Consider the following 23211-nt stretch of genomic DNA (forward strand, 5'->3'; position numbering starts at 1 on the left):
TGATTCATCGTTATTTCAAAATTCGAATTGTTAAAGAGCAAGTTTAGTGCAAAGCACTAAGTCAGATGCTTGATGGACAAACCATTCAAACCTCTTGCTTAGAACTCTGTGCTAATGCTTTTAAGATAGGTATCAGATAATTTGTGTGAACGCTCACCAGAGGTTTCTATCGTTTAAGGAGGTGATCCAGCCCCAGGTTCCCCTAGGGCTACCTTGTTACGACTTCACCCCAGTCATTGACCACTCCGTGGTAACCGCCATCCCCGAAGGGTTAAGCTAGCTACTTCTGGAGCAATCAACTCCCATGGTGTGACGGGCGGTGTGTACAAGGCCCGGGAACGTATTCACCGTGACATTCTGATTCACGATTACTAGCGATTCCGACTTCATGGAGTCGAGTTGCAGACTCCAATCCGGACTACGACGTACTTTCTGGGATTCGCTTACTATCGCTAGTTCGCAGCCCTCTGTATACGCCATTGTAGCACGTGTGTAGCCCTACTCGTAAGGGCCATGATGACTTGACGTCGTCCCCACCTTCCTCCGGTTTGTCACCGGCAGTCTCCTTAAAGTTCCCACCCGAAGTGCTGGCAAATAAGGATAAGGGTTGCGCTCGTTACGGGACTTAACCCAACATTTCACAACACGAGCTGACGACAGCCATGCAGCACCTGTCTCAGAGTTCCCGAAGGCACTAAGCTATCTCTAGCGAATTCTCTGGATGTCAAGAGTAGGTAAGGTTCTTCGCGTTGCGTCGAATTAAACCACATGCTCCACCGCTTGTGCGGGCCCCCGTCAATTCATTTGAGTTTTAACCTTGCGGCCGTACTCCCCAGGCGGTCTACTTATTGCGTTAGCTGCGCCACTAAGTCATTACAACCCAACGGCTAGTAGACATCGTTTACGGCGTGGACTACCAGGGTATCTAATCCTGTTTGCTCCCCACGCTTTCGCACCTCAGTGTCAGTATTAGTCCAGGGTGTCGCCTTCGCCACTGATGTTCCTTCCTATATCTACGCATTTCACCGCTACACAGGAAATTCCACACCCCTCTACCATACTCTAGCCTGCCAGTATCGGGTGCCATTCCAAGGTTGAGCCCTGGGATTTCACATCCGACTTAACAAACCACCTACGCGCGCTTTACGCCCAGTAATTCCGATTAACGCTTGCACCCTCTGTATTACCGCGGCTGCTGGCACAGAGTTAGCCGGTGCTTCTTCTGGGGCTAACGTCAAAGTAACTGGATATTAGCCAGTTACCCTTCCTCACCCCTGAAAGTGCTTTACAACCCTAAGGCCTTCTTCACACACGCGGCATGGCTGGATCAGGCTTCCGCCCATTGTCCAATATTCCCCACTGCTGCCTCCCGTAGGAGTCTGGGCCGTGTCTCAGTCCCAGTGTGACTGGCCATCCTCTCAGACCAGTTAAAGATCGTCGCCTTGGTAGGCCTTTACCCTACCAACTAGCTAATCTTACGCAGGCTCATCTAATAGCGGAAGGCTCCGAAGAGTCCCCTCCTTTCCCCCTTAGGGCGTATGCGGTATTAGCATGCGTTTCCACATGTTGTCCCCCTCTACTAGGCAGATTCCTACGCGTTACTCACCCGTCCGCCGCTCGTCAGCAGGAGCAAGCCCCCCTGTTACCGCTCGACTTGCATGTGTTAAGCCTGCCGCCAGCGTTCAATCTGAGCCATGATCAAACTCTTCAGTTAAAAAGTTTGCTTACTCAAAATCTATTACACTAACAATAACTTAATCATTTCGTCGTCCCGAAGAACAACAAAACAACATAAAGCGAATTGACGTGTTAGACGTTTCGCAAGACTTCAATTTTTTTGATTATCTCGAATCGGTTAAAAACCAATCCGGACAATCTTCTGAAGCCTCCAGCGAGCGCCCACACAAATTATCTGATTATCTATTTTAAAGAGCGTGCTAACTTGAATGGCTAACCAAATCTTCATTTAGTTAGTTGAACTTGGTCTTCGTTGCTCTGAAGCCTTGTCCGTGTCAGCGAGGGCGTATATTAAGGATCTACAGATTTTGTGCAACCCTTTTTTCAACTAATTTTGAAATTAATTAAAAAAACACCAAATAACAAAAAAGACACCGAAGTGTCTTTTTCTAAGTAGTCACTCAGTCAGGGCCGATTAACCGCCGACATAACTAAGCATTACACCGGCAGCAACAGCTGAACCAATAACTCCAGCTACGTTTGGCCCCATAGCATGCATCAATAAGAAATTTTGTTTATTCGCTTCAAGCCCCACTTTATTAGCAACACGTGCAGCCATTGGTACAGCCGACACACCCGCTGCGCCAATCAATGGGTTAATTGCTTCTTTCGAGTATCGATTCATTAACTTCGCCATTAAGACACCAGCGGCTGTACCGATAGAAAACGCGATCAAACCTAAACTCAAGATACCTAACGTTTCCAGATTTAAAAAAGCTTCTGAACTCAACTTAGAGCCAACCCCCAAACCCAAGAAGATCGTCACAATATTAATCAACGCATTTTGAGCAGTATCACTTAAGCGGTCAACAACACCACACTCACGCATTAAATTACCAAAACAGAACATCCCAAGCAGAGGAGCGGCCGACGGTAAAAACATCGCAACCAGAATAATAACTACGATTGGAAAGACTATTTTTTCTTTCTTCGTAACAGGCCTAAGCTGCTCCATCTTAATGGAACGCTCCTCTTTCGATGTCAGCGCTCGCATGATTGGCGGCTGAATAAGCGGTACTAGCGCCATATAAGAGTAAGCAGCTACTGCAATCGCCCCCAATAAATCTGGCGCCAGTCGGCTAGCAACGAAAATAGCGGTTGGGCCATCGGCACCACCAATGATACCTATTGCCGCCGCATCAGCTAAAGAAAAATCCATAATGCCAGATGCACTCAATAGCACCGCACCAATAACAGTAGCAAAGATACCAAACTGTGCAGCTGCACCAAGAAGCAACGTTTTCGGGTTGGCAAGCATAGGACCAAAGTCCGTCATAGCACCAACGCCCATAAAGATAATCAAAGGAAACAAGCCTGTCTCAATACCACCATGATAAATATAATATTGAAGGCCGCCCGGAGACACCATATGCCCAGTCGCATCATAAACAGGTGCAGCCATAAAGCCTGCACCAGGAATATTAACTAAAACTGCACCAATACCAATAGGTAAAAGAAGGAGCGGCTCAAAACCTTTTTTTATTGCCAAATAAACCAACAGCAAACCAACACAGATCATCACAAACTGACCAAGTTCCAGCTGATAAATCCCTGTATCGTGATAAAGATTTAATAATTTATTTTCCATTGTCGATTAATTCCCTTGATTACAACGTAAGAAGTGACTGACCAACTTGCACGGAGTCACCTTCTTTTACATTAATAGAACCAACGACACCGGACTTAGGAGCAGAAATTTCTGTTTCCATCTTCATCGCTTCGAGAATCATGACAGTATCACCCTCTTCAACTTGCTGCCCTTGAGATACCAACACTTTAAAGATATTTCCAGACAATGGAGAGGGAACATCTTCACCAGATGACGCAGCAGGAGCCGTAGGCGCTTGACTTGCAGCTTTTTGAACATTCGCAACAGGCTGGATATCACTAACATCACCACCTTCCGATACCTGAACAACAAAACTCTGCCCAGAAACAGAAACCGTATATACACTCGCATCACCAGAGGAAGCGCTTGCAACCGCAGGCTTACTATCACCTGCATCCTCAAGTGTCGGAACAGGTTCGAACGCACTAGCGTCACCACGATTCTGTAAGAACTTAAGACCTATTTGAGGGAACAAAGCAAAAGTTAACACATCATCAATCTGATCATCAGATAACTGAATATTTTTTTCTTTCGATAGATCAACCAACTCTTCAGTCAACTTATCCATTTCTGGTGATAGCAAATCCGCTGGTCGACAAGTAATCGCCTCAGCCCCATCTAAAACTCTCGCCTGTAACTCTTTATTAAACTCCGCAGGAGCTGCACCATACTCCCCCTTCAAAATACCCGCCGTCTCTTTTGAGATAGATTTATAGCGCTCACCAGTAAGAACATTCAAAACCGCCTGGGTACCAACTATTTGTGACGTCGGCGTGACAAGTGGAATCAAGCCTAAATCTTCGCGGACTTTTGGAATTTCTTTTAATACTTCGTCAAACTTATCAGCCGCACCTTGCTCTTTAAGCTGGCTTTCCATATTGGTCAACATACCGCCAGGCACTTGGGCAATCAATATTCGAGAATCTGTACCACGAAGAGACCCTTCAAATTTCGCGTATTTCTTTCTAACTTCTCGGAAATAAGCCGCAATCTCTTCTAACAACTCTAGATCTAAGCCTGTATCCCTATCTGTCCCTTGCAAAGCGGCAACAACAGACTCTGTCGCACTATGACCATAAGTCATCGACATAGAAGAAATAGCTGTATCGACTCGATCCACACCAGCTTCAACCGCCTTCAAAATAGTCATATCAGACAGGCCAGACGTAGCATGCGCATGTAACTGCACCTCTAGTTGAGTTTGCGCCTTCAACAAACCAACCATTTCAAAAGCATCGTATGGAGTCAAAATGCCAGACATATCTTTTATAGCGATAGAGTCTGCCCCCATATCCTCCAGAGTCTTTGCATAGTCTACCCAGTTCTTAGTGGTATGAACTCGACTCTTGGTGTAAGAAATTGTTCCTTGAGCATGCTTACCTTGCTGCTTAACAGCTTTAATGGCTGTTTCCAAATTGCGCGGATCATTCATTGCATCAAAAATTCGAAAAACATCAACACCATTGAAAGCGGCTCGTTCAACAAATTTATTCACAACATCATCGGCATAATGACGATAGCCAAGAAGATTCTGCCCGCGCAACAACATTTGCTGAGGCGTTTTAGGCATTGCCTTTTTCAGCTCACGAATACGCTCCCAAGGATCTTCCCCAATATAGCGAATACAAGAATCGAATGTTGCGCCACCCCAAGATTCAAGAGACCAAAAACCAACTTGATCAAGTTTTTCAGCGATAGGAAGCATATCGTCGATACGCATACGGGTAGCAAACAAAGATTGGTGAGCATCACGTAAAACGACATCCGTAATGCCAAGAGGTTGCTTTGTTGTTGTCATGTTTCAGCCTCAAAGAAATTAGAAAAATTAATATTAGGAAATTAAGAGTTTTTACTGTTTCTGTGTTGGTGAACAGCAGCTGTAATAACCGCTGTCATTTGCGCATCCACACCAGAAGAAGCAATATTTTTAGAAACAGGCTTTAACACCGCAGGCACAGGAGCTTCAGGAAATAAATAATTCAGCAGTCTCGACATATAACCCGTCGCAAAAATCAACACCACCAGAAACAGGAATACAAATCCCATTCCTAACACCATCAACCCCACACCATCTTCCAGCAACCCACTCATAGCATCATCACCTTTTTTCTCGTCTTGTTTGTACAGATCTAATGTGATCAGATGCACACCCAAGAACGCTGTTTATTTTTGATAGTTAGTTTTTTACCACAAACCAGAACAGTTTCATATTTTTATTGCATAACAGTTATACTTATTTCGTGAACAATTCTACAAAAAGCGACCCCACCTTGAAAAAACCAATTAACACAAACATGGTACTAGCCGTTGCACCTATGGAAGGTGTTATGGATCACACAATGAGAGCATTGTTGTCACAAATTGGCGGCATGGACTATTTAGTATCAGAATTCATTCGGGTCACCCAATATCCAATCCCTACACACTCATTCAAGCGCCTCATCCCTGAAAATACCAACAAAGCAAGAACAGCACACAACCACCCCGTTCACACTCAGTTACTTGGTAGCAATGCAGGGCTAATGGCAGAAAGTGCCTTAAATGCAATTGAAGCCGGCGCCACACATATCGACGTGAACTTTGGATGCCCCGCCAAACGCGTAAATGGCCATGGAGGAGGATCGGTTTTACTACAAACACCCGACACACTGTATGACATAATGAGCACGATTCGAAAAACATTATCCAGCGATATCCCCGTATCCGCCAAAATACGCCTAGGCTTCGAGGATGAAGAGCTCTTATTTGACAATGTCGCCGCCATTGAGGCTGCCGGAGTCGGAACACTTACTATTCATGGCCGCACAAAAAAAGATGGCTACAAGCCACCAGCCAGATGGGAGAAAATAGGCGAGATTCAAGATAAAACAAAAATGATAGTGGTTGCCAATGGGGATATCACAGATGCAGAGTCTTTGTTGCGATGCCAATCCATTACAGGCTGCCAGCACTTTATGATCGGACGAGGTTCGCTCAACAACCCATTTGTTTTCCAACAAATAAGAGAAGAACTCAATGGGCAAGAATGCACAACCAACGCAGCAAGCCTAAATAGCCTATTTATTAATTACAGCACAGAACTACAAGAATATTATGACGAAGTTGCTACGCTCGGTAGACTAAAACAGTGGTGTGGACATTTAAGATTTGGTTTTGAGGAAATAAAAGACAACCTTCAAACACTAAGACGCTGCAAAAGCACAAGCGAATTAACACAAACATTCGAAAGCGTGATAACAACAAAGCAATGAAGAAAAACAGAAAAAGTTAATTTTTATAACAGATATAAAAAGTGGGAAATTAAAATAAGGAGGGAGATAGTAATGGTGCACCCGAGAGGATTCGAACCTCTGACCGCTCGGTTCGTAGCCGAGTACTCTATCCAGCTGAGCTACGGGTGCGTAGCAATATTTTGCTTTTACTAAATGACTTAAAGAGGATAGCTTAAAATCATTATTTTGATATTGGTGCACCCGAGAGGATTCGAACCTCTGACCGCTCGGTTCGTAGCCGAGTACTCTATCCAGCTGAGCTACGGGTGCATAGCAATATTTTTTTTAACAACGACACTTTAAAGAGGATAGCTTTAAAATGTTTTTTGGAATGGTGCACCCGAGAGGATTCGAACCTCTGACCGCTCGGTTCGTAGCCGAGTACTCTATCCAGCTGAGCTACGGGTGCATAACGATAATTCCAGTCTTTTATTATTAGAGAGGATAGTCTCTAAAAGACAAACTTGAAATGGCGGAGAGTGAGGGATTCGAACCCTCGATGAGTGTTAACCCATACACCCTTAGCAGGGGCGCGCCTTCGGCCACTCGGCCAACTCTCCGTAACAAGTGGGGCGCATTATATACGACACATTTGTCTTGTAAAGACTTTTTTAAAAATTAATCTTCAGAAACTTGATCGTCTTGCTCTTTTTGAATGCGAAGATAAATTTCTTCACGGTGAACAGACACATCTTTAGGTGCATTGATGCCAATACGAACCTGATTTCCTTTTACACCCAACACAGTGACAGAAACTTCATCACCAACCATTAAAGTTTCACCAACACGACGAGTAAGAATAAGCATAAGAATATCTCCCTGTTATAGCTTTTAAGATTCACTCAGATGAATTGCCCGACAACTATTGTAGGGCAATTCCTACAAAATCAATTGTAGCCTCTCAATAAAAATTAAACTATGCATAACCAAAGGATTTTATGTATCCAATTGTTAAGCTTCTCGAACTCCGGATGCCGCCTCATTTAACTTAAAAGCAGAATGCAGTGCTCGAACCGCCAATTCCATGTATTTCTCGTCAATAATGACAGACACTTTAATCTCTGAAGTAGAAATCAACTGGATGTTAATAGACTCAGCTGCCAGAGCTTTAAACATCGTACTTGCCACACCGGCATGAGAGCGCATTCCGACACCAACAATGGACACCTTCGCAATTTTGGCATCAGACAGCACAGCATTCGCCCCGAGCTCTTTTGCAATGACATTTAAAGTAGACAAAGCCTGATCATATTCATTGCGATGCACGGTGAAGGTAAAGTCCGTTGTGCCATCAACAGATACGTTTTGAACAATCATATCTACTTCGATGTTGGCATCACTAACAGGACCCAGGATACGAGAAGCAATACCCGGAATATCAGGAACGCCTTTCAAAGTTAATTTAGCTTCATCTCTATTGAATGCAATTCCAGAAACCGCTGGCTGCTCCATATTCGTATTCCCCTCAGTTGTAATCAACGTACCCTCACCTTCAACAAAACTAGATAGCACCCTAAGCGGCACTTGATATTTACCAGCAAACTCTACAGAACGAATTTGCAACACCTTCGAGCCAAGGCTAGCCATCTCTAACATTTCTTCAAAGGTGATCTTATCCAAACGTCGAGCACTATCTACAACACGAGGATCCGTTGTATAAACACCATCCACATCGGTGTAGATTTGACATTCATCCGCTTTCAACGCAGCAGCAAGCGCAACACCCGTCGTATCAGAGCCACCTCGGCCTAATGTCGTAATGTTGCCAAACTCATCAGCCCCTTGAAAACCAGCCGCCACAATCACTCGCCCAGCATCTAAGTCTGTACGCATCGCATCGGTATCGATCTTTTGAATTCTAGCCTTACCATGAGCGCTGTCAGTTGTAATACGAATCTGAGAGCCTGTATAAGAACGAGCATCAAGACCACGCTTCATCAATGCCATTGACAAAAGAGCAATAGTAACCTGCTCTCCGGTCGACAGTAGCACGTCCATTTCACGCGCACTTGGTGAAGCATTAATACTTTTCGCAAGATCAATCAGCCTGTTGGTTTCACCACTCATAGCTGAAACCACAACGACTATGTCATCACCTTGTTGCTTATGCCTTAACACTCGATCTGCAACGGCCTCGATACGCTCTATTGTGCCTACCGAGGTGCCGCCGTATTTTTGAACTAACAACGCCATAATTTTTCCACTATTTAAATCAAAAAAGCCGAATTCCAAGCTCTTAAGGAACGATTCAATTTAAACTCTTTCAGCAACCCAGCCAGGCACCAACTCAAGAGCTGTAGACAAGCCATCTGGATTATTACCACCAGCTTGAGCCATATCTGGGCGACCACCACCTTTACCATCAACATAAGGCGCGACCATCTTAATAAGATCTCCAGCCTTCACATTTTTAGTCAGTTCTTTGGTTACGCCAGCAATTAAACTTACTTTGCCATCATTCACCGCAGCCAATAATATAACGGCAGACTCAAGCTTACTTTTTAGTTCATCAAGCAAGTCCCGTAATGCTTTTGGATCTTCCACCTTGACCTGAGCAACCAAAAGCTTACCGCCGTTAATATCTACAGCTTGAGAAGCCAAATCAGCGCCTGCCAATGCCGCCATTTTACCTTTCAACACATCCAACTCTTTTTGCAAGCTACGCGTTTGCTCGTTCAAAGCAGCCACTTTATCAAGCGCACTGTCTTTATTACCTTTAACAAGGCTAGCAATACCATCAAGAACAGATTCTGTCTGACGAGTCGTATCTATTGCCATCTTACCAGTAACCGCCTCAATACGACGGACACCAGCAGCAATACCGCTTTCTGTTACAATTTTAAAGAAACCAATATCACCTGTTCGACTAACATGAGTACCGCCACACAACTCAATCGAGTAATCAGCCCCCATTGTCAATACACGTACTTCGCTGTCGTATTTTTCACCAAACAACGCCATAGCGCCTTTAGCCTTCGCCGACTCAACATCCATGATGTCTGTTTCTACTGAACGGTTTAAGCGAATCTGCTCGTTAACCATGTCTTCAATTTGTTCGATTTCTGTCGCCGTAACGCCTTCAAAATGCGAGAAGTCAAAACGCAATCGCTCAGCATTCACCAAAGAGCCCTTTTGCAGTACATGATCACCTAAGATACGACGCAAAGCTTCGTGCATTAAGTGAGTAGCAGAGTGGTTTAATGTCGTTGCCATACGCAAAGTACGATCCACTTCACCAGTCACCTGATCACCAACCGCCAAACGGCCTTCTTTCAGCTCACCGTAATGCAAATGCGCTTTAGCTTGCTTCGTTGTATTAGAGACTTTAAACGCACCAGCACCGCGCAACCAACCCTGATCGCCAACTTGACCACCAGATTCAGCATAAAACGGCGTCGTTTTCAAAATCACCGCCGCAACTTGGCCTGCCTCGATAGCTTGAACTTCGCTACCATCAACCAGGATCATTTCCACTTCACACGTGCCATCTAGATTCTCATACCCAGTAAATTCAGTAACAGAATCCAACTTAACGCCACTCGACATATCCATAGAGAAGTTACTGGCTGAACGAGCACGAGCACGCTGTGCATCCATAGCAACTTCAAATCCAGCTTCATCTATTTCTAAGTCATTCTCACGGGCAACATCATTGGTTAAATCGGCAGGAAAGCCATACGTGTCGTAAAGCTTGAAAACTGTCTCGCCAGGGATAACTTTTTTATCGCCTAATTCGGATATCGCTTCTTCAAGAATCTTCATGCCCTGATCAAGGGTTTTGGCAAACTGCTCTTCTTCTTTTAACAGAATAGAAGCAACACGATCTTTTAACTTGGTCAACTCTGGGTAAGCTTGCCCCATTTCAACATCAAGCGCTTCTACCAACTTATGGAAGAACACACCTTTTTGACCTAGCTTGTTACCGTGGCGAATCGCGCGACGAATAATACGACGCAAAACGTAACCACGACCTTCATTTGACGGAATCACACCATCAACAATCATGAATGAACAAGAGCGAATATGGTCAGCAATAACACGCAATGACTGCGCACTCAGGTCTTGAGCACCCACCACTTGTGCCGCCGCCTTGATGAGGTTTTGGAATAAATCAATTTCGTAGTTACTATGAACGCCCTGCAAAATAGCAGCAATACGCTCTAAACCCATTCCCGTATCAACAGAAGGCTTAGGCAAAGGCGCCATAACACCATCAGCAGAACGATTGAACTGCATGAAAACCACGTTCCAGATTTCGATAAAACGATCACCATCTTCCTCAGGAGAACCTGGAGGCCCGCCCCAAATATGATCGCCGTGATCATAGAAGACTTCAGAACAAGGACCACAAGGACCAGTATCGCCCATCGCCCAGAAATTATCAGACTGGTAACGACCGCCTTTGTTATCACCAATACGGATAATTTTTTCTGCAGGAAGACCGATATCTTTATTCCAAATATCAAAGGCTTCATCGTCGTCTGCGTAAACAGTTACCAACAATTTTTCTGTTGGCAACTTCAGCACAACCGTTAGAAACTCCCACGCGTAATGAATCGCGTCTTTTTTGAAGTAATCACCAAAGCTGAAGTTACCGAGCATTTCAAAGAAAGTATGATGGCGTGCAGTATAGCCAACATTTTCTAGGTCATTGTGCTTACCACCCGCTCGCACACAACGTTGAGACGTCGTTGCTCGTGAATATGGGCGAAGATCTTCTCCCAAAAACACATCTTTAAACTGGACCATACCAGCGTTAGTGAATAGCAATGTTGGATCATTTCCTGGAACCAATGAGCTGGATTCCACAATCTGATGCTGCTTACTTTCAAAGTACGATAAAAATGACTGGCGTAACTCAGAACTCTTCATAATGGGATGAGTCTCTATCTCTATTTTCTGGACGAATTGGATTGCGTGAATGGCAGATTAACATGTGCCGATTCGATGCAACGAAAAGCACAAAATAGTACACGCAAAGGATAGGTGTTTTCAAAAGAAACTGTAGTAATTTAAAGCTTATTTTGTGCATAACTTAAGCAAAAGCAGGATTTATGGATGTAAACCTACTTTTGCTTAACGTTTATAGGAAGGTATTACTGAGAGTCTTCGCCACGAATATAGCGATAATGAGGTCGGGAAGTCATTCTGGTCACTAATTCATAACCTATAGTACCAGCATAATCTGCGACCTGTTCGACAGGCACATCGCCACCCCAAAGAACAACCTCCTGCCCCATAGCAGGTTCAACAGCTGAATCTTGCATGCGTACCGTAATCATATCCATGGACACTCGACCAGCTAGACTGGCTGGTTGGCCATCGATATTTAATGGAGTGCCATTTACAGCATGGCGCGGATAACCATCACCGTAACCCACCGCGACGGTTGCTAATACATGATCTTCCGCCGCAACATAACCAAGGCCATAACCGACTTTATCGCATTGTTTAAGCTGACGCGTCGAAATCACTTTTGACGACAAAGTCATCGCTGGACGCAAACCCAACGCTCGACCGCTCACTTCAGCAAAAGGCGAAATTCCGTACAACATTATACCTGGTCGAATCCAACCACCTTCTGGCACGCTCCACTTCATAATCGCTGCAGAATTCGCCACACTGGCCTCAATATCACCAATCGATTGGCGCGCTTGTTCAAAGTAAGCCAACTGCTGCATCGTCGTTAGATCAGATAAGTCATCCGCACAAGAAAAATGTGTCATCAAAACAACCTCTCCCACTTGACCGCTGCTTTTCAACGATTCAACAAACACGGGCGCTGTTTCCTTATCCACACCAAGGCGATGCATACCAGAATCTAACTTCAGAAAAATTTTTTCAATTCTTGCATGGCTCGCCTGCAACTCATCAAGTTGCTGAGCATTTTCCAAAGCGGCCCAAAAGCCATATTTCTCGCAAAGCGCCCACTCTTCACCTTCAAATACGCCTTCTAATAATAAAATAGGTGAAACGATACCTGCTTCACGCAAAGCAATCGCCTCTTCAATGGCGGCCACCGCAAAAGCATCGACTTCTTCATCTAAGTAACGTGACACTTCAACCGCACCATGTCCGTACGCATTACTTTTAACAACAGCGAACGCCTTACAAGTCGGCTGTAACTTTTTTGCATAATGATAGTTTTGTAGGATCGCCTCCAAATCTACCGTTGCCGTGAGTGGCCTTGCCATTTTTGCCCCTTAAACTTTCAAAGCGTTTTACTATTTATAACGTTGTACAGAAAGATCTTGTGAGTCGATCTCCGTTTTATCGCCAGACATAATATCCGCAATTACGGCAGCTGAGCCGCAGCTCATTGTCCAACCCAATGTTCCGTGCCCTGTATTCAAATACAAACCATCAATACCTGTACGACCAACAACTGGTGTGCCATCTGGCGTCATTGGGCGAAGTCCCGTCCAATAGTCTGCTTGAGATAACTCACAACCTTGATTAAATAAATCATGCACCACATGCGTAATGGTTTCTGTGCGTACTTTAGGTAAATCAAGATTATAGCCATTTAGCTCCGCGGTTCCGGCAGCACGAATCCGACCACCCAATCGCGTCACCGCTACTTTATAAGTTTCGTCCATCACAGTAGAAATAGGCGCGAACTGTGAATCGGTAATTGGCACAGTTAAGGAATACCCTTTCACGGGATAAACAGGAATAGAAATATCAATCGCTTTAAGTAACTCTTTTGAGTAGCTACCCATAGACACCAAGACATTATCAAACTCAAAGTCAGCCTGATCGGTTTTAACGGCGCGTATTTTACCACCTTCTACAACCAAGCGCTCAACTGCCACTCCAAATTTAAATGTTACTCCTAATTCATCACAGTGCTTTTTAAGCTCCTCGCAAAAAACAAAGCAGTCACCCGTCTCATCGCCTACCAACCTAAGTCCACCTTTAAACTTATCAATGACAGGAGCGAGACCTGGCTCCACGTCTAAAATTTGCGCTGGTGTTAACACTTGATGAGGAACATTCAAAGCTTTAAGCACCTTAATATCTTTTTCAGACGCTTCTACTTGCTCATCCTTGCGGAATAACTGAGTCAGACCACCCTGCCCATCATCGTACTTAATACCAATGTCTTTGCGCATGGCAATAAATTGATCTCGACTGTATTCCGCCAGTGCCACCATACGAGATTTATTCACGTCATAGGCTTTTTCAGTACAGTTCGCCAACATTTTCCCCATCCAAGCCAGCTTTTTAAGCTCAGGATCGGCGCTCACTTTTAACGGTGCGTGTTTTTGCATTAGCCATTTAATAGCCTTAAGAGGAATACCTGGCGCCGCCCAAGGTGCAGAATAGCCAGGAGAAATTTGCCCTGCGTTAGCAAAGCTCGTCTCTAAGGCCACACCTTCCTGACGGTCAATTACCGTCACATCAAACCCTTTTTTCGCTAAGTAATAGGCTGACGTTAAACCAACAACCCCCGCACCCAACACGCAAACACGCATAGAAAAACCCCAAACATAAGTAAAGTCGTATCATCTATATTTACACAAGATATATAGTTTTATCACCTAATTTACATTCATATAGAAGAATAAAAACCCACAAATAAACAAAAATAAAGTCTATTACAAATTAAATGTAAAAAATTTATTTGACTGATAAAATAGCGGCTTAATCCAAATATGCAGCGAGAAAGACATGAAAGAGCACCAAACATCCATTTTCGAACAAGCCATGTCACTGCTAAGTCACAGAGAACACAGCAAAAAGGAATTAACCACAAAATTAAAGTCAAGAGGTCACGAGGAAGAAGAGATTGAAGCGACCATTGAGCGTCTTGAAGAAATGAACTATCTCAACGACGCTCGCTTTGCAGAAATTTTTGTCCGAAGCCGCTTAAGTAAACCGCTTGGAGCAAGTCGAATACAGCAAGAACTATTACAAAAAGGCATTAATAGTGAGTTAGCAAAAACAGCAATATTAGAAGCGGATGCAGATTGGTTCGAGTTAGCAAAGCAATTAAAAGAGAGAAGGTTCGGGGAAGAAGCGAGCACTGACTTTAAAGAAAAAGCCAAACAATCACGCTACCTTCAATATAGAGGGTTTGACTTCGATCAAATCAAATACGCCATATCCTCCCAAGATGAGTATTGAGAGTGTCTGGTTCAAAAATAATGCATCTGTCAGGTCAGGCTAAAGCTAGTACACATAATAGGAAACTTAATGCTATACGTTATCTTCTTTTTCCATTAGTGCTGCTAAATAGCGCTCTTCCATCTCAACATAATTTTTTTGAACGGATTCTATCTTCTCGTCCAATTCGTTTATTTTTTTCTGAAGAACCTCGAATTCTTCTAGCTGATCTTGCTTATCAAACAACTCCGCCTCTAAACGCTTTCGCTCCTCTTCTAGCTCTTCATTAATTTCACGAAGGTTTTCAACCTCCTCTTGGTTTTGACTGGCTAAAACATCTTCATCATCCACAACCTCATCACCTATCAGCTCAGGGTGAAGTAGCTTGTTCTCTAAGTTTTCACGTAGAACTCTCGCCTTATCTAAGTCTCGCTCAAGCATTTCAACATACAACTCAGACTCATTGACCATTAAACGCAAAGAGCTTAGTTTTGACGCTTGGTCATTCGCAAAAGCATCAGACTCTTCAGTAAATGAATTTTGATGAAGTAAGTCTTCCATATTTTTCATGGCACTACGCTCTTCCTCCATAACACCATAGATATCAATTCCTTGACGATCATCTTTATTTTGTTTTTCAAGCAATGCTGCTTTCTGTTTTAGCGCCTCGTCACGCTTAATCATATCAATATTAAGGTTATATTTAATGGCCTGTAAACTGTCTAATTTTCCTTCTAAGCGCTTAACCACACGACTACTTTCTAATAATGTTTTTTCTAATCGAACAATGGAGATATCGTGAATACCAATGTGCTTACCATCCCCCTCATGATCCACTTTCACTTTACGAACTTGATCTTTTAAATCTGCAATTATCGTTTTTTGGTAAGCTGCCAACTGCTTAAGATCAGACACCTTTTCATCTAACTCTGAACGGACAGAGTGCACAAAATCAGACTGATCAGCACTATTCAAATACTCTTCTAAAGCATCAATATAAAGCGAGTTATCGTTTTCCTCTTTGACTTCCGCTAAATGCAGTTTTAAGCGCTCTGCAAATTCATATAAGCTCGCCATCTCAGATCGAAGTGAAGCAAGTGAGTCGTCAAGCTCGACTTCTTTATCCAACTGCTTTTGAAGTTTCCCAAGTTCAAGGTTTAAATTAGACGTGACATTTACTTGCGCAAAGACCTTTTCTCCTGCCTTCTGAATCACTTTATTTAGCTCTTGAAGTAAGGACTGATTCACTTTTAATGACTTCAAAAGCGCATCAATTTCTTGTGCATGATCCACTTTATCTAAAAGGCTTTTGAATGCTACCAAAAGCGCTAACGCTTCAGAATGAGATACTGAGCGCTCAATGATGTCTATCTCGACATCCAAAAAAATAGCCCAACACGACAAAGCCGCACGCCCCTGGAAGTCAGATTTAGGCAACTCAACAAGGAGTTGAGAACATATGCTTTTCTGTTGCTCAAGCAACGACAGCCACTGTCTTTTTTCACTTTCCGTTGCATCATGATTATCATCATGCAACTCAACAGGCTCCGCCGCATCATCAGTACCTCGGTCTGGCACCATTTTCCGCAGAGAAAAATATTTCATCAAGACAAATACAAACACCACGGACAAAAGTGCACTCGAAGCAATAAGTCCCCATTGCCAAATCAACATATCGTGACAGTCCTATTTAATGCCAAACCTAAAAAATAATCATAGAGGGATATGCCTTAAGAAACCATAGAACCTACATTTTTTAACGTACACACCACAAAAAAAAGCAGGTACGGGACCTAATACTATTCACATAAGGGCTAAAATTAATAGATCGAGCCCGCATTAACTATCTCTTCAAAAGCAAACATCAAATGACGTTACCTGTACATCAAGTTCTTTCGGGGTGAGGCGATTGAAGAAGTGGCTAGGCGCTTAAATATCTGTTCAGAAGGATTAGCATCGGAGCAACTTCTTGCTAAGAGTGGCGTATCTCAAGCAAGGCAGCGCCTTGGCTTTGATTCTATGCTATGGCTTTTCCAGCATAAAGATGAGTATTGAGATAATGAGCGATTTGCTCGGGATGATTACAAACCAATTTATAGCTCCTAAATGCAGCTATTGAAAGCACTCGAGCAAGCGAAACCAGACGCGGCTTTACTATGTAGTTGCAGAAGAAGTTCGTACCCTTACTAGTCGAACTCAGGGATCAACAGCTGAACTTTGAGCCATTATTGAAAAGCGACAAGAACAATCGAAAGCAGAATCAAAAAAGGTGTACCGATGCACACCTTTCCTTTTGATGACGATAAAATGATCATTAATCAAGCTAACGAATCTTACTTACTTCCAAACAGTGGACACTAAAACCATCCAATAAATCAATTCCTTCTTGCCACTGCCCTAGATGACTTTCTGAGCCAATATGCCCACATTCACCTAGCACCTTAAGATCACTTCCCCAAGCTTCTGATAGTAACTTGGCTCGTGATAATGAAAGATAAGGGTCATTGCTTGACGCAACAACAAGAGAAGGTATATGAAGTTTGCTTAAAGGAATGGAACGAAAACTGGCATAAGGAGCAGGTGGTTCCGCCCACTCAGCCTCAACATCAGCAGGTGCCACCAAGAAAATACCGATGACTTGGCTTGCCAACACCGCAGTCCAATGTATCACTGCAATGCAGCCAACAGAGTGAGCCACCAATATTGTAGGCTTTTCGCTTCGCCTTATGACACTATCTAAAGTCGCAACCCAATCTGACTTAGCAGGTGTATCCCAATCTTCTTGATAAACACGCTCCATAGTCGAGCAATCATTTTCCCAATAGGATTGCCAATGATTGGATGGAGAACCACCACCGCCGGGAATAGTTAAAAAACGCAGAGTATTTTCAGTTTTTAAGAGACGAGGCATATTTTCACCCTCCTTTGCTTAAAAGATGAACTTTTGATCTGGCCTTAAGCCACTTTTGGCGACAAGGCCAATCTACTCGTAATGAGTCCAAAGCCGAAGCACTTTTATCATTTTCTCTGCTTCTAACACTTGATAAACGAGTCTATGTTGAATGTTAATTCTGCGCGAATAAGCACCAGAAAGATCACCGACTAACTTTTCGAACGGAGGTGGTTTTTGAAAAGGGTCCTGCGCGACCAAACTGAGTAACTCTTGAGCTTTTGGTTTCAGCCCAATAGACGCTAATTTTTTTGCATCCTTCTGAGCTTGCTTAGTATAAATCAACTTCCATGTCACCAATCTAACTCCTCATCACATTCACTAGCGGGAGTATCCATTCCCTCGCGAATCGATTCACGCATATTAGGCACTGATAGTAAAAACAGGGTTTCCTGAATCGCTGACCAGTCTTCTTCCGATACCAAAACCGCATTATTGCGCTTACCTGTAATAACAATAGGCTGATGAGAATCTGCCGTTTCATCAATCAGTCGATACAAATTACTACGTGCTTCTGTTGCCGTCATTCCAGCCATCACACACCTCAAAATCGTTTAAATAATAAGCAAATTGTACGCTTTATGGCACGTACGTCAAGACGGACGCTTTTTTTGATTTTCATTTTTCATTTACCTCTTAATAGAAATATAGACTCAGTCAGCAAGAGTAGACAGTTTTACACATTGCTATAAAAGAACCTTTAAAAAAACCTTAGACTAAAAAACATTAAACACAAAAAATAAAGTTTCACTGGAAATTAAAATCAAAAAAGTTATCCACAAAAAAAACAAAAAACCTTTAGCCTGTTGATGCAAACATCAAGCTATTAATAAACAAGCCATTACCTGTTGATAAGCTTGTTAACAACATTAATATAAGTACAGTAATCTCTATGCACACAATCAGCGAGGAGAAAACATCATGGAGTAATAATATAACAAGAGGATTAGAAAAGAGGGGGCGATGGAGTACAAAAGTACCCTCATCGCTATGAACTATCACCCAGCTAAAAGTTAAATTGTAAGCTTTAAAACCAAGTAACAGCATCGTCAGAAAGTGTACGTTACCCATGTTGCGAAGGACTTACAAGATAATTATTAGTGTAGTTATATCTGGAGTAAACATGAAAGAAAAAAACGTCTATGTTAGCCCTTATGTCCGTATGAAGAATGGACGCTTAGAGCACGTATGCGGTCACTATCGCTCATTACCAGCTTGAGTCTAGATTGAATCAAAACTCTCTTTATAAGTTTATAAAGAGAGTTTTTTTGTTAAAAGAGCCAAGAGAGTTAAGAGAATCTGGGCAAACTAAACGGTCTTTTCAGAAGAAACGCCGCTTGGTTTGAGTCTCCTCCTAACTAGCTCTATCTGAAATTGTTGCCCTAAAGGCCAAGCTACAAAGTGGCGGATCACGCTTCGCTCATGCCGCCCTACGCGTTGTTTTAAATAAGTTTTCAGGCAATAAAAAAGCGAGCCGCAGCTCGCTTTTTTCGATTCCAATAAAGAGAAAACTAAGTGCTAACCCAAGGCTCTGGAATGATGCTCTAAATGATCGTCGATAAAGCTGGCGATGAAGAAGTAGCTGTGGTCGTAGCCCGGTTGACGGCGTAGCGTAATCGGGTGTCCGGCTTTTTCACAGGCTGCTTCTAGGGCTTCTGGTTTAAGTTGTTCTACCAAGAAGTTATCGGCTTCGCCTTGATCAATAAACAATGGTAAGCGCTCACTTGCGTTCTCGATCAGAAAAGTGGCGTCCCATTCGTTCCAAGTGGCTTTGTCTTCACCTAGATATCCAGTAAAGGCTTTTTCGCCCCAAGGACAATTAGTTGGATTAACGATCGGTGCGAACGCTGAGACAGATTGATACTTGCCTGGGTTTTTCAACGCACAAATCAAGGCTCCGTGACCACCCATGGAGTGACCAGAGATAGAACGCTTGTCTGTTACAGGGAAGTTGGCTTCAACCAAATGCGGCAGCTCTTGAACAACGTAATCGTACATGTGATACGTGTGCGAATAAGGCTCAACCGTCGCATTAATATAAAAACCAGCAGCGGAACCAAAATCGTAACTTTCATGTTCGTTTGGATAATCCGTGCCACGAGGGCTGGTATCTGGACAAACAATAGCTAAGCCTAGCTCTGCTGCTTTACGAAAGGCACCGGCTTTTTGCGTGAAGTTCTCATCGTTACAGGTCAGACCTGACAACCAATACAAAACAGGCACTTTTTGCGTTTCTGCTTGTGGTGGTAGGTAAATAGCAAACGTCATTTCCCCTTTCACTGACAAGCTTTCATGCTTATAACGCTTCAACCAACCGCCGAAGCTTTTCGTGCTAGATAAAAGTTCCATATTCTTCTCCTAAACGTTAGCCATTGACTTGTTACACAGCTAAATAGCGGCAACAAAATGGCTAACGGGATTAGTTCAACTGATCTTAGCGATTACTTTTGGTCAAAAAGGATGACAGTACGGATACTCTCGCCTTTGTGCATCAAATCAAATGCTTCGTTGATTTGCTCAAGCGGCATAGTGTGCGTTACGAATGGATCGATTTCGATTTTGCCGTTCATGTAGTCTTCTACGTAACCTGGTAATTGGCTGCGGCCTTTTACACCACCAAAAGCAGAACCCTTCCAGACTCGGCCAGTTACCAATTGGAACGGACGAGTGGAGATTTCTTGGCCAGCACCAGCAACACCAATGATGATGGATTCACCCCAACCCTTATGGCAACACTCAAGTGCAGAGCGCATAACTTGTACGTTACCGATACACTCGAAAGAGTAATCTACACCGCCATCCGTCATTTCAACGATAACTTCTTGGATAGGCTTGTCGAAGTTTTTCGGGTTAACGCAATCGGTCGCGCCGAACTGTTGCGCCATTTCGAACTTAGATTCGTTAATGTCGATCGCGATAATGCGAGAAGCACCAGCCATGCGAGCACCTTGGATACAAGACAGACCAATGCCGCCAAGACCGAAGATAGCAACGGTATCGCCTTTTTCGACTTTCGCTGTGTTTAGTACCGCACCGATACCTGTTGTGATACCACAACCTAGCAAGCAGACTTTCTCTAATGGCGCATCAACGTGGATTTTTGCCAAAGAAATTTCTGGGACAACGCTGTATTCAGAAAAAGTAGACGTCCCCATGTAATGGAAAATAGGCTCGCCATTGATGCTGAAACGGCTTGTGCCATCTGGCATAAGGCCTTTACCTTGTGTTTCACGAACCGCTTGGCAAAGGTTAGTTTTGCCAGACTTACAGAATTTACACACGCCACATTCAGCTGTGTAAAGTGGGATAACATGATCGCCCACTTTTAGAGTCGTAACGCCTTCGCCTACCGCTTTAACAACACCCGCGCCTTCATGGCCTAGGATTGCAGGGAAAATACCTTCTGGATCTTCACCAGACAAAGTGAACGCATCAGTGTGACAAACACCCGTAGCAACCATGCGAACTAGCACTTCGCCTTTTTGCGGATCTTGAACGTCAACTTCTTCGATTTTAAGAGGTTGGCCTGGGCCCCAAGCAACAGCTGCTTTACATTTCATTGCGTACTCCAAAGTGTGTTTTGATTCATTTTCGATGCAATCAGTGTAGACGCAAATGATTACAAGGATAATGCCCAATTTGGAAAATGATTATTGCCATATAGCAATAATCATTTTAAAAACCTTCATTTTAGTTATAATGTAACAACTCAAGCATCAAGCCAAACCTCTTTTAACGGTACAAAAAGACTATGAAAAACTGGGAAGCCATGGAAGCGTTCGTCGAAGTTGTCAGACAAGGCAGCTTTTCAGCCGCAGCGATAAAGCTTAGCGTATCCGCTTCGCACATTAGTCGATTGATCACCCAACTAGAGGCGGAGCTTGAAACTACCCTGCTATTTCGAACCACACGCCGTATTCGTTTAAGTGACGCGGGCGAGCTTTACTATCAGCATTGTCGCGGCTTGCCAGAAGCGTTAAGCAGCGCCGAAGAAGTCATTTCAACGCTCAATCAAGCTCCTATTGGCTCGTTCAAAATGACCTGTGCCACGACCTTTGGCGAACGTTACATTGCACCATTAATGAATGACTTTCTGCTGAATCATCCAAAAATAGAACTGGATTTTCATCTAACGAACCGCTCGGTAGATTTGATAGAGGAAGGTTACGACCTTGCTATTCGCATGGGCGCCATGAAGGACTCCAGCCATTTGTCGCGGCGTTTATGTGACCGTGAGGAATACCTTTGTGCATCGCGGGAATACATAGACCAACACGGCATGCCGCACACGCTGGCGGAATTAAGCAAACACAGCTGCCTAATTGGTTCAAAAACCCACTGGCTGTTTCAGCAAGATGGGCAACGTAAAGAAGTAAAAGTGAGCAGCAACTGGCGCAGTAATTCAGGCCCAGCTTTACTAGATGCGGTTAGAAAAGGCTTGGGAATTGCTCAGCTACCAGACTATTACGTCGGGGATGACCTTGCCAGTGGCAAGCTCATCCCCTTGTTAACGCAATATCAGTATCCCTACAGCGGTGTTTGGTTGGTTTACCCTAAGGTACGTCAGCCGTCGCCGAAGCTACAAAGTATATGTGATTATCTCATTCAACGTTTTAAACAAGATCCACCATTTGCCAAATAACTCACGTATGGTTAAATACGCTCCACATACCCACTTTTAAGCATCATTAAGCGAAGCCCATGTTTTCACAAGAAGATCTCATTCAAGTTGCTCGTCAAACTATGCCATTTGGTAAATACCAAGGCCGTGTGTTGATCGATCTGCCAGAAGCCTATTTACTATGGTTTGCCCACGAAGGTTGGCCGAATGGTAATTTAGGGCAATGGTTGCAGCTCGCGCTGGAAATCAAAATTAATGGTTTGGAAAAACTGGTCGATCCCTTGCGTAAACCGACCGAGAAAAAGCCAGACGAACCTAAGGTTCGCATTCGCTTTGATGATTAAACGCCTACTTTCCAATCCTACATTTTCTAAGATTTTTCATTAGGCTTTCGGCTATAAATTAATGTATTGCCGTCTTTATTTCCGTTTCTCTTTAGAACGAATCCAGAACCTTCTGCCACTTTGATAGAAGCAATGTTATCTGCTTTAACTTCCGCCAACAGGGGCTCATCAAAGTAGCGCACCAATTTAGACAACATTTGATGGGCCAAGCCTTTTCCGCGCGCTTCCGGTGCAATGGTCCATGATAGCTCCCACGCATTTCCCAAACGGTCCGCTCGACAAGACCCAACCGCGATTCCATCTACTTCAGCTATCCACAAAAGCCTTTTCTCAGGATTGCTCAAGGATGCTTTTAACCATGTATAATGTGATTCCAACACGACTTCATCGGTGTTATGAGACGCGTGACGGGTTTCTGGATCATTGCGCCATATAAAAAGTTTTTCAGCGTCTTTCATATTGGCAGGTCGTAAACTCACTCGATCTGTCATATTACACCTTATGCATTTTCCTTAATTTTAAGTCTGTTTGAATCTGAGTATACACCTTTGCTTTCTCTCACCAGAGTA

General features: G+C 43.6%; 19 protein-coding genes, 4 tRNA genes, 1 rRNA gene and 1 pseudogene. 5 read left to right on the top strand and 20 right to left on the bottom strand.

Annotated features, from left to right (window positions below):
* Positions 1–174: 174 nt before the first annotated feature.
* The 4 genes from KDW99_RS16900 to KDW99_RS16915 all read right to left on the bottom strand — a co-directional run bounded on the left by KDW99_RS16900 (position 175) and on the right by KDW99_RS16915 (position 5437).
* Positions 175–1714 (bottom strand): 16S ribosomal RNA (locus KDW99_RS16900).
* Positions 1715–2152: 438 nt separating this feature from the next.
* Positions 2153–3325, bottom strand: a complete 1173-nt coding sequence (locus tag KDW99_RS16905; RefSeq protein ID WP_113917733.1) for a sodium ion-translocating decarboxylase subunit beta — start codon at positions 3323–3325, stop codon at positions 2153–2155.
* Positions 3326–3344: 19 nt separating this feature from the next.
* Positions 3345–5144 (bottom strand): sodium-extruding oxaloacetate decarboxylase subunit alpha, encoded by a 1800-nt coding sequence (gene oadA / locus KDW99_RS16910; RefSeq protein WP_255826339.1) that lies wholly within the window; start codon positions 5142–5144, stop codon positions 3345–3347.
* Between the two features lie 41 nt (positions 5145–5185).
* Positions 5186–5437 (bottom strand): OadG family protein, encoded by a 252-nt coding sequence (locus KDW99_RS16915; protein WP_255826340.1) that lies wholly within the window; start codon positions 5435–5437, stop codon positions 5186–5188.
* Between the two features lie 179 nt (positions 5438–5616).
* Between KDW99_RS16915 and KDW99_RS16920 the strand changes: the two genes are divergently transcribed.
* Complete coding sequence (locus KDW99_RS16920; RefSeq protein WP_255826341.1) at positions 5617–6597, top strand: tRNA dihydrouridine synthase; 981 nt, start codon at positions 5617–5619, stop codon at positions 6595–6597.
* Between the two features lie 73 nt (positions 6598–6670).
* Here KDW99_RS16920 and KDW99_RS16925 read toward each other — a convergent pair.
* From KDW99_RS16925 to KDW99_RS16965, 9 genes are all read right to left on the bottom strand, one after another.
* Positions 6671–6747, bottom strand: a tRNA-Arg gene (locus KDW99_RS16925).
* A gap of 64 nt (positions 6748–6811) precedes the next feature.
* Positions 6812–6888 (bottom strand) — tRNA-Arg (locus tag KDW99_RS16930).
* A gap of 62 nt (positions 6889–6950) precedes the next feature.
* A tRNA-Arg gene (locus KDW99_RS16935) sits at positions 6951–7027 on the bottom strand.
* 61 nt (positions 7028–7088) lie between these two features.
* A tRNA-Ser gene (locus KDW99_RS16940) sits at positions 7089–7178 on the bottom strand.
* 58 nt (positions 7179–7236) lie between these two features.
* On the bottom strand, positions 7237–7425 hold the full coding sequence (gene csrA / locus KDW99_RS16945; RefSeq protein ID WP_255826343.1) for a carbon storage regulator CsrA: 189 nt from the start codon (positions 7423–7425) through the stop codon (positions 7237–7239).
* Between the two features lie 144 nt (positions 7426–7569).
* A complete protein-coding gene (locus tag KDW99_RS16950) occupies positions 7570–8811 on the bottom strand; it encodes an aspartate kinase (protein ID WP_255826344.1) in 1242 nt (413 codons plus the stop codon).
* A 60-nt stretch (positions 8812–8871) separates the two neighbouring features.
* Entirely contained in the window at positions 8872–11490 is a 2619-nt protein-coding gene (alaS, locus tag KDW99_RS16955; protein ID WP_370646833.1) for an alanine--tRNA ligase, read from the bottom strand.
* 224 nt (positions 11491–11714) lie between these two features.
* On the bottom strand, positions 11715–12812 hold the full coding sequence (alr, locus tag KDW99_RS16960) for an alanine racemase (RefSeq protein ID WP_255826345.1): 1098 nt from the start codon (positions 12810–12812) through the stop codon (positions 11715–11717).
* A gap of 30 nt (positions 12813–12842) precedes the next feature.
* Positions 12843–14096, bottom strand: a complete 1254-nt coding sequence (locus tag KDW99_RS16965; protein ID WP_255826346.1) for a D-amino acid dehydrogenase — start codon at positions 14094–14096, stop codon at positions 12843–12845.
* A 196-nt stretch (positions 14097–14292) separates the two neighbouring features.
* Here KDW99_RS16965 and KDW99_RS16970 point away from each other — a divergent pair, with 196 nt between their 5' ends.
* Positions 14293–14748, top strand: a complete 456-nt coding sequence (locus KDW99_RS16970) for a regulatory protein RecX (RefSeq protein ID WP_255826347.1) — start codon at positions 14293–14295, stop codon at positions 14746–14748.
* Positions 14749–14820: 72 nt separating this feature from the next.
* On the opposite strand, the gene KDW99_RS16975 is transcribed toward KDW99_RS16970, so the two are convergent.
* Complete coding sequence (locus KDW99_RS16975; protein ID WP_255826348.1) at positions 14821–16401, bottom strand: coiled-coil domain-containing protein; 1581 nt, start codon at positions 16399–16401, stop codon at positions 14821–14823.
* A 216-nt stretch (positions 16402–16617) separates the two neighbouring features.
* Between KDW99_RS16975 and KDW99_RS16980 the strand changes: the two are divergent.
* Positions 16618–16764, top strand: a pseudogene (locus tag KDW99_RS16980) (transposase domain-containing protein); the annotation flags it as partial.
* Between the two features lie 286 nt (positions 16765–17050).
* Here the strand turns inward: KDW99_RS16980 and KDW99_RS16985 are convergent.
* From KDW99_RS16985 to KDW99_RS17005, 5 genes are all read right to left on the bottom strand, one after another.
* Positions 17051–17638 carry an RBBP9/YdeN family alpha/beta hydrolase gene (locus tag KDW99_RS16985; protein WP_255826350.1) on the bottom strand — a complete coding sequence of 196 codons (588 nt, stop codon included), beginning with the start codon at positions 17636–17638 and terminating at the stop codon, positions 17051–17053.
* 72 nt (positions 17639–17710) lie between these two features.
* Positions 17711–17974 carry a Txe/YoeB family addiction module toxin gene (locus KDW99_RS16990; protein WP_255826351.1) on the bottom strand — a complete coding sequence of 88 codons (264 nt, stop codon included), beginning with the start codon at positions 17972–17974 and terminating at the stop codon, positions 17711–17713.
* Positions 17971–18213 (bottom strand): type II toxin-antitoxin system Phd/YefM family antitoxin, encoded by a 243-nt coding sequence (locus KDW99_RS16995; RefSeq protein ID WP_255826352.1) that lies wholly within the window; start codon positions 18211–18213, stop codon positions 17971–17973. The genes KDW99_RS16990 and KDW99_RS16995 overlap by 4 nt, the downstream gene beginning before the upstream one ends.
* Positions 18214–19195: 982 nt before the next feature.
* Positions 19196–20026, bottom strand: a complete 831-nt coding sequence (fghA, locus tag KDW99_RS17000) for an S-formylglutathione hydrolase (protein ID WP_255826354.1) — start codon at positions 20024–20026, stop codon at positions 19196–19198.
* Positions 20027–20118: 92 nt separating this feature from the next.
* A complete protein-coding gene (locus tag KDW99_RS17005) occupies positions 20119–21237 on the bottom strand; it encodes an S-(hydroxymethyl)glutathione dehydrogenase/class III alcohol dehydrogenase (RefSeq protein ID WP_255826355.1) in 1119 nt (372 codons plus the stop codon).
* A 191-nt stretch (positions 21238–21428) separates the two neighbouring features.
* On the opposite strand from KDW99_RS17005, the gene KDW99_RS17010 reads away from it, so the two are divergent.
* Complete coding sequence (locus KDW99_RS17010) at positions 21429–22319, top strand: LysR family transcriptional regulator (protein ID WP_255826357.1); 891 nt, start codon at positions 21429–21431, stop codon at positions 22317–22319.
* A gap of 59 nt (positions 22320–22378) precedes the next feature.
* Positions 22379–22642: a DUF3820 family protein gene (locus tag KDW99_RS17015; protein WP_255826359.1), complete on the top strand. Its 264-nt coding sequence runs from the start codon at positions 22379–22381 to the stop codon at positions 22640–22642.
* 26 nt (positions 22643–22668) lie between these two features.
* Here KDW99_RS17015 and KDW99_RS17020 read toward each other — a convergent pair whose 3' ends face one another.
* Positions 22669–23133: a GNAT family N-acetyltransferase gene (locus tag KDW99_RS17020; RefSeq protein WP_255826361.1), complete on the bottom strand. Its 465-nt coding sequence runs from the start codon at positions 23131–23133 to the stop codon at positions 22669–22671.
* Between the last annotated feature and the right edge of the window lie 78 nt (positions 23134–23211).

Origin of the sequence: Marinomonas rhizomae (genome assembly GCF_024397855.1) — a bacterium.
Taxonomy (GTDB): domain Bacteria; phylum Pseudomonadota; class Gammaproteobacteria; order Pseudomonadales; family Marinomonadaceae; genus Marinomonas; species Marinomonas rhizomae_A.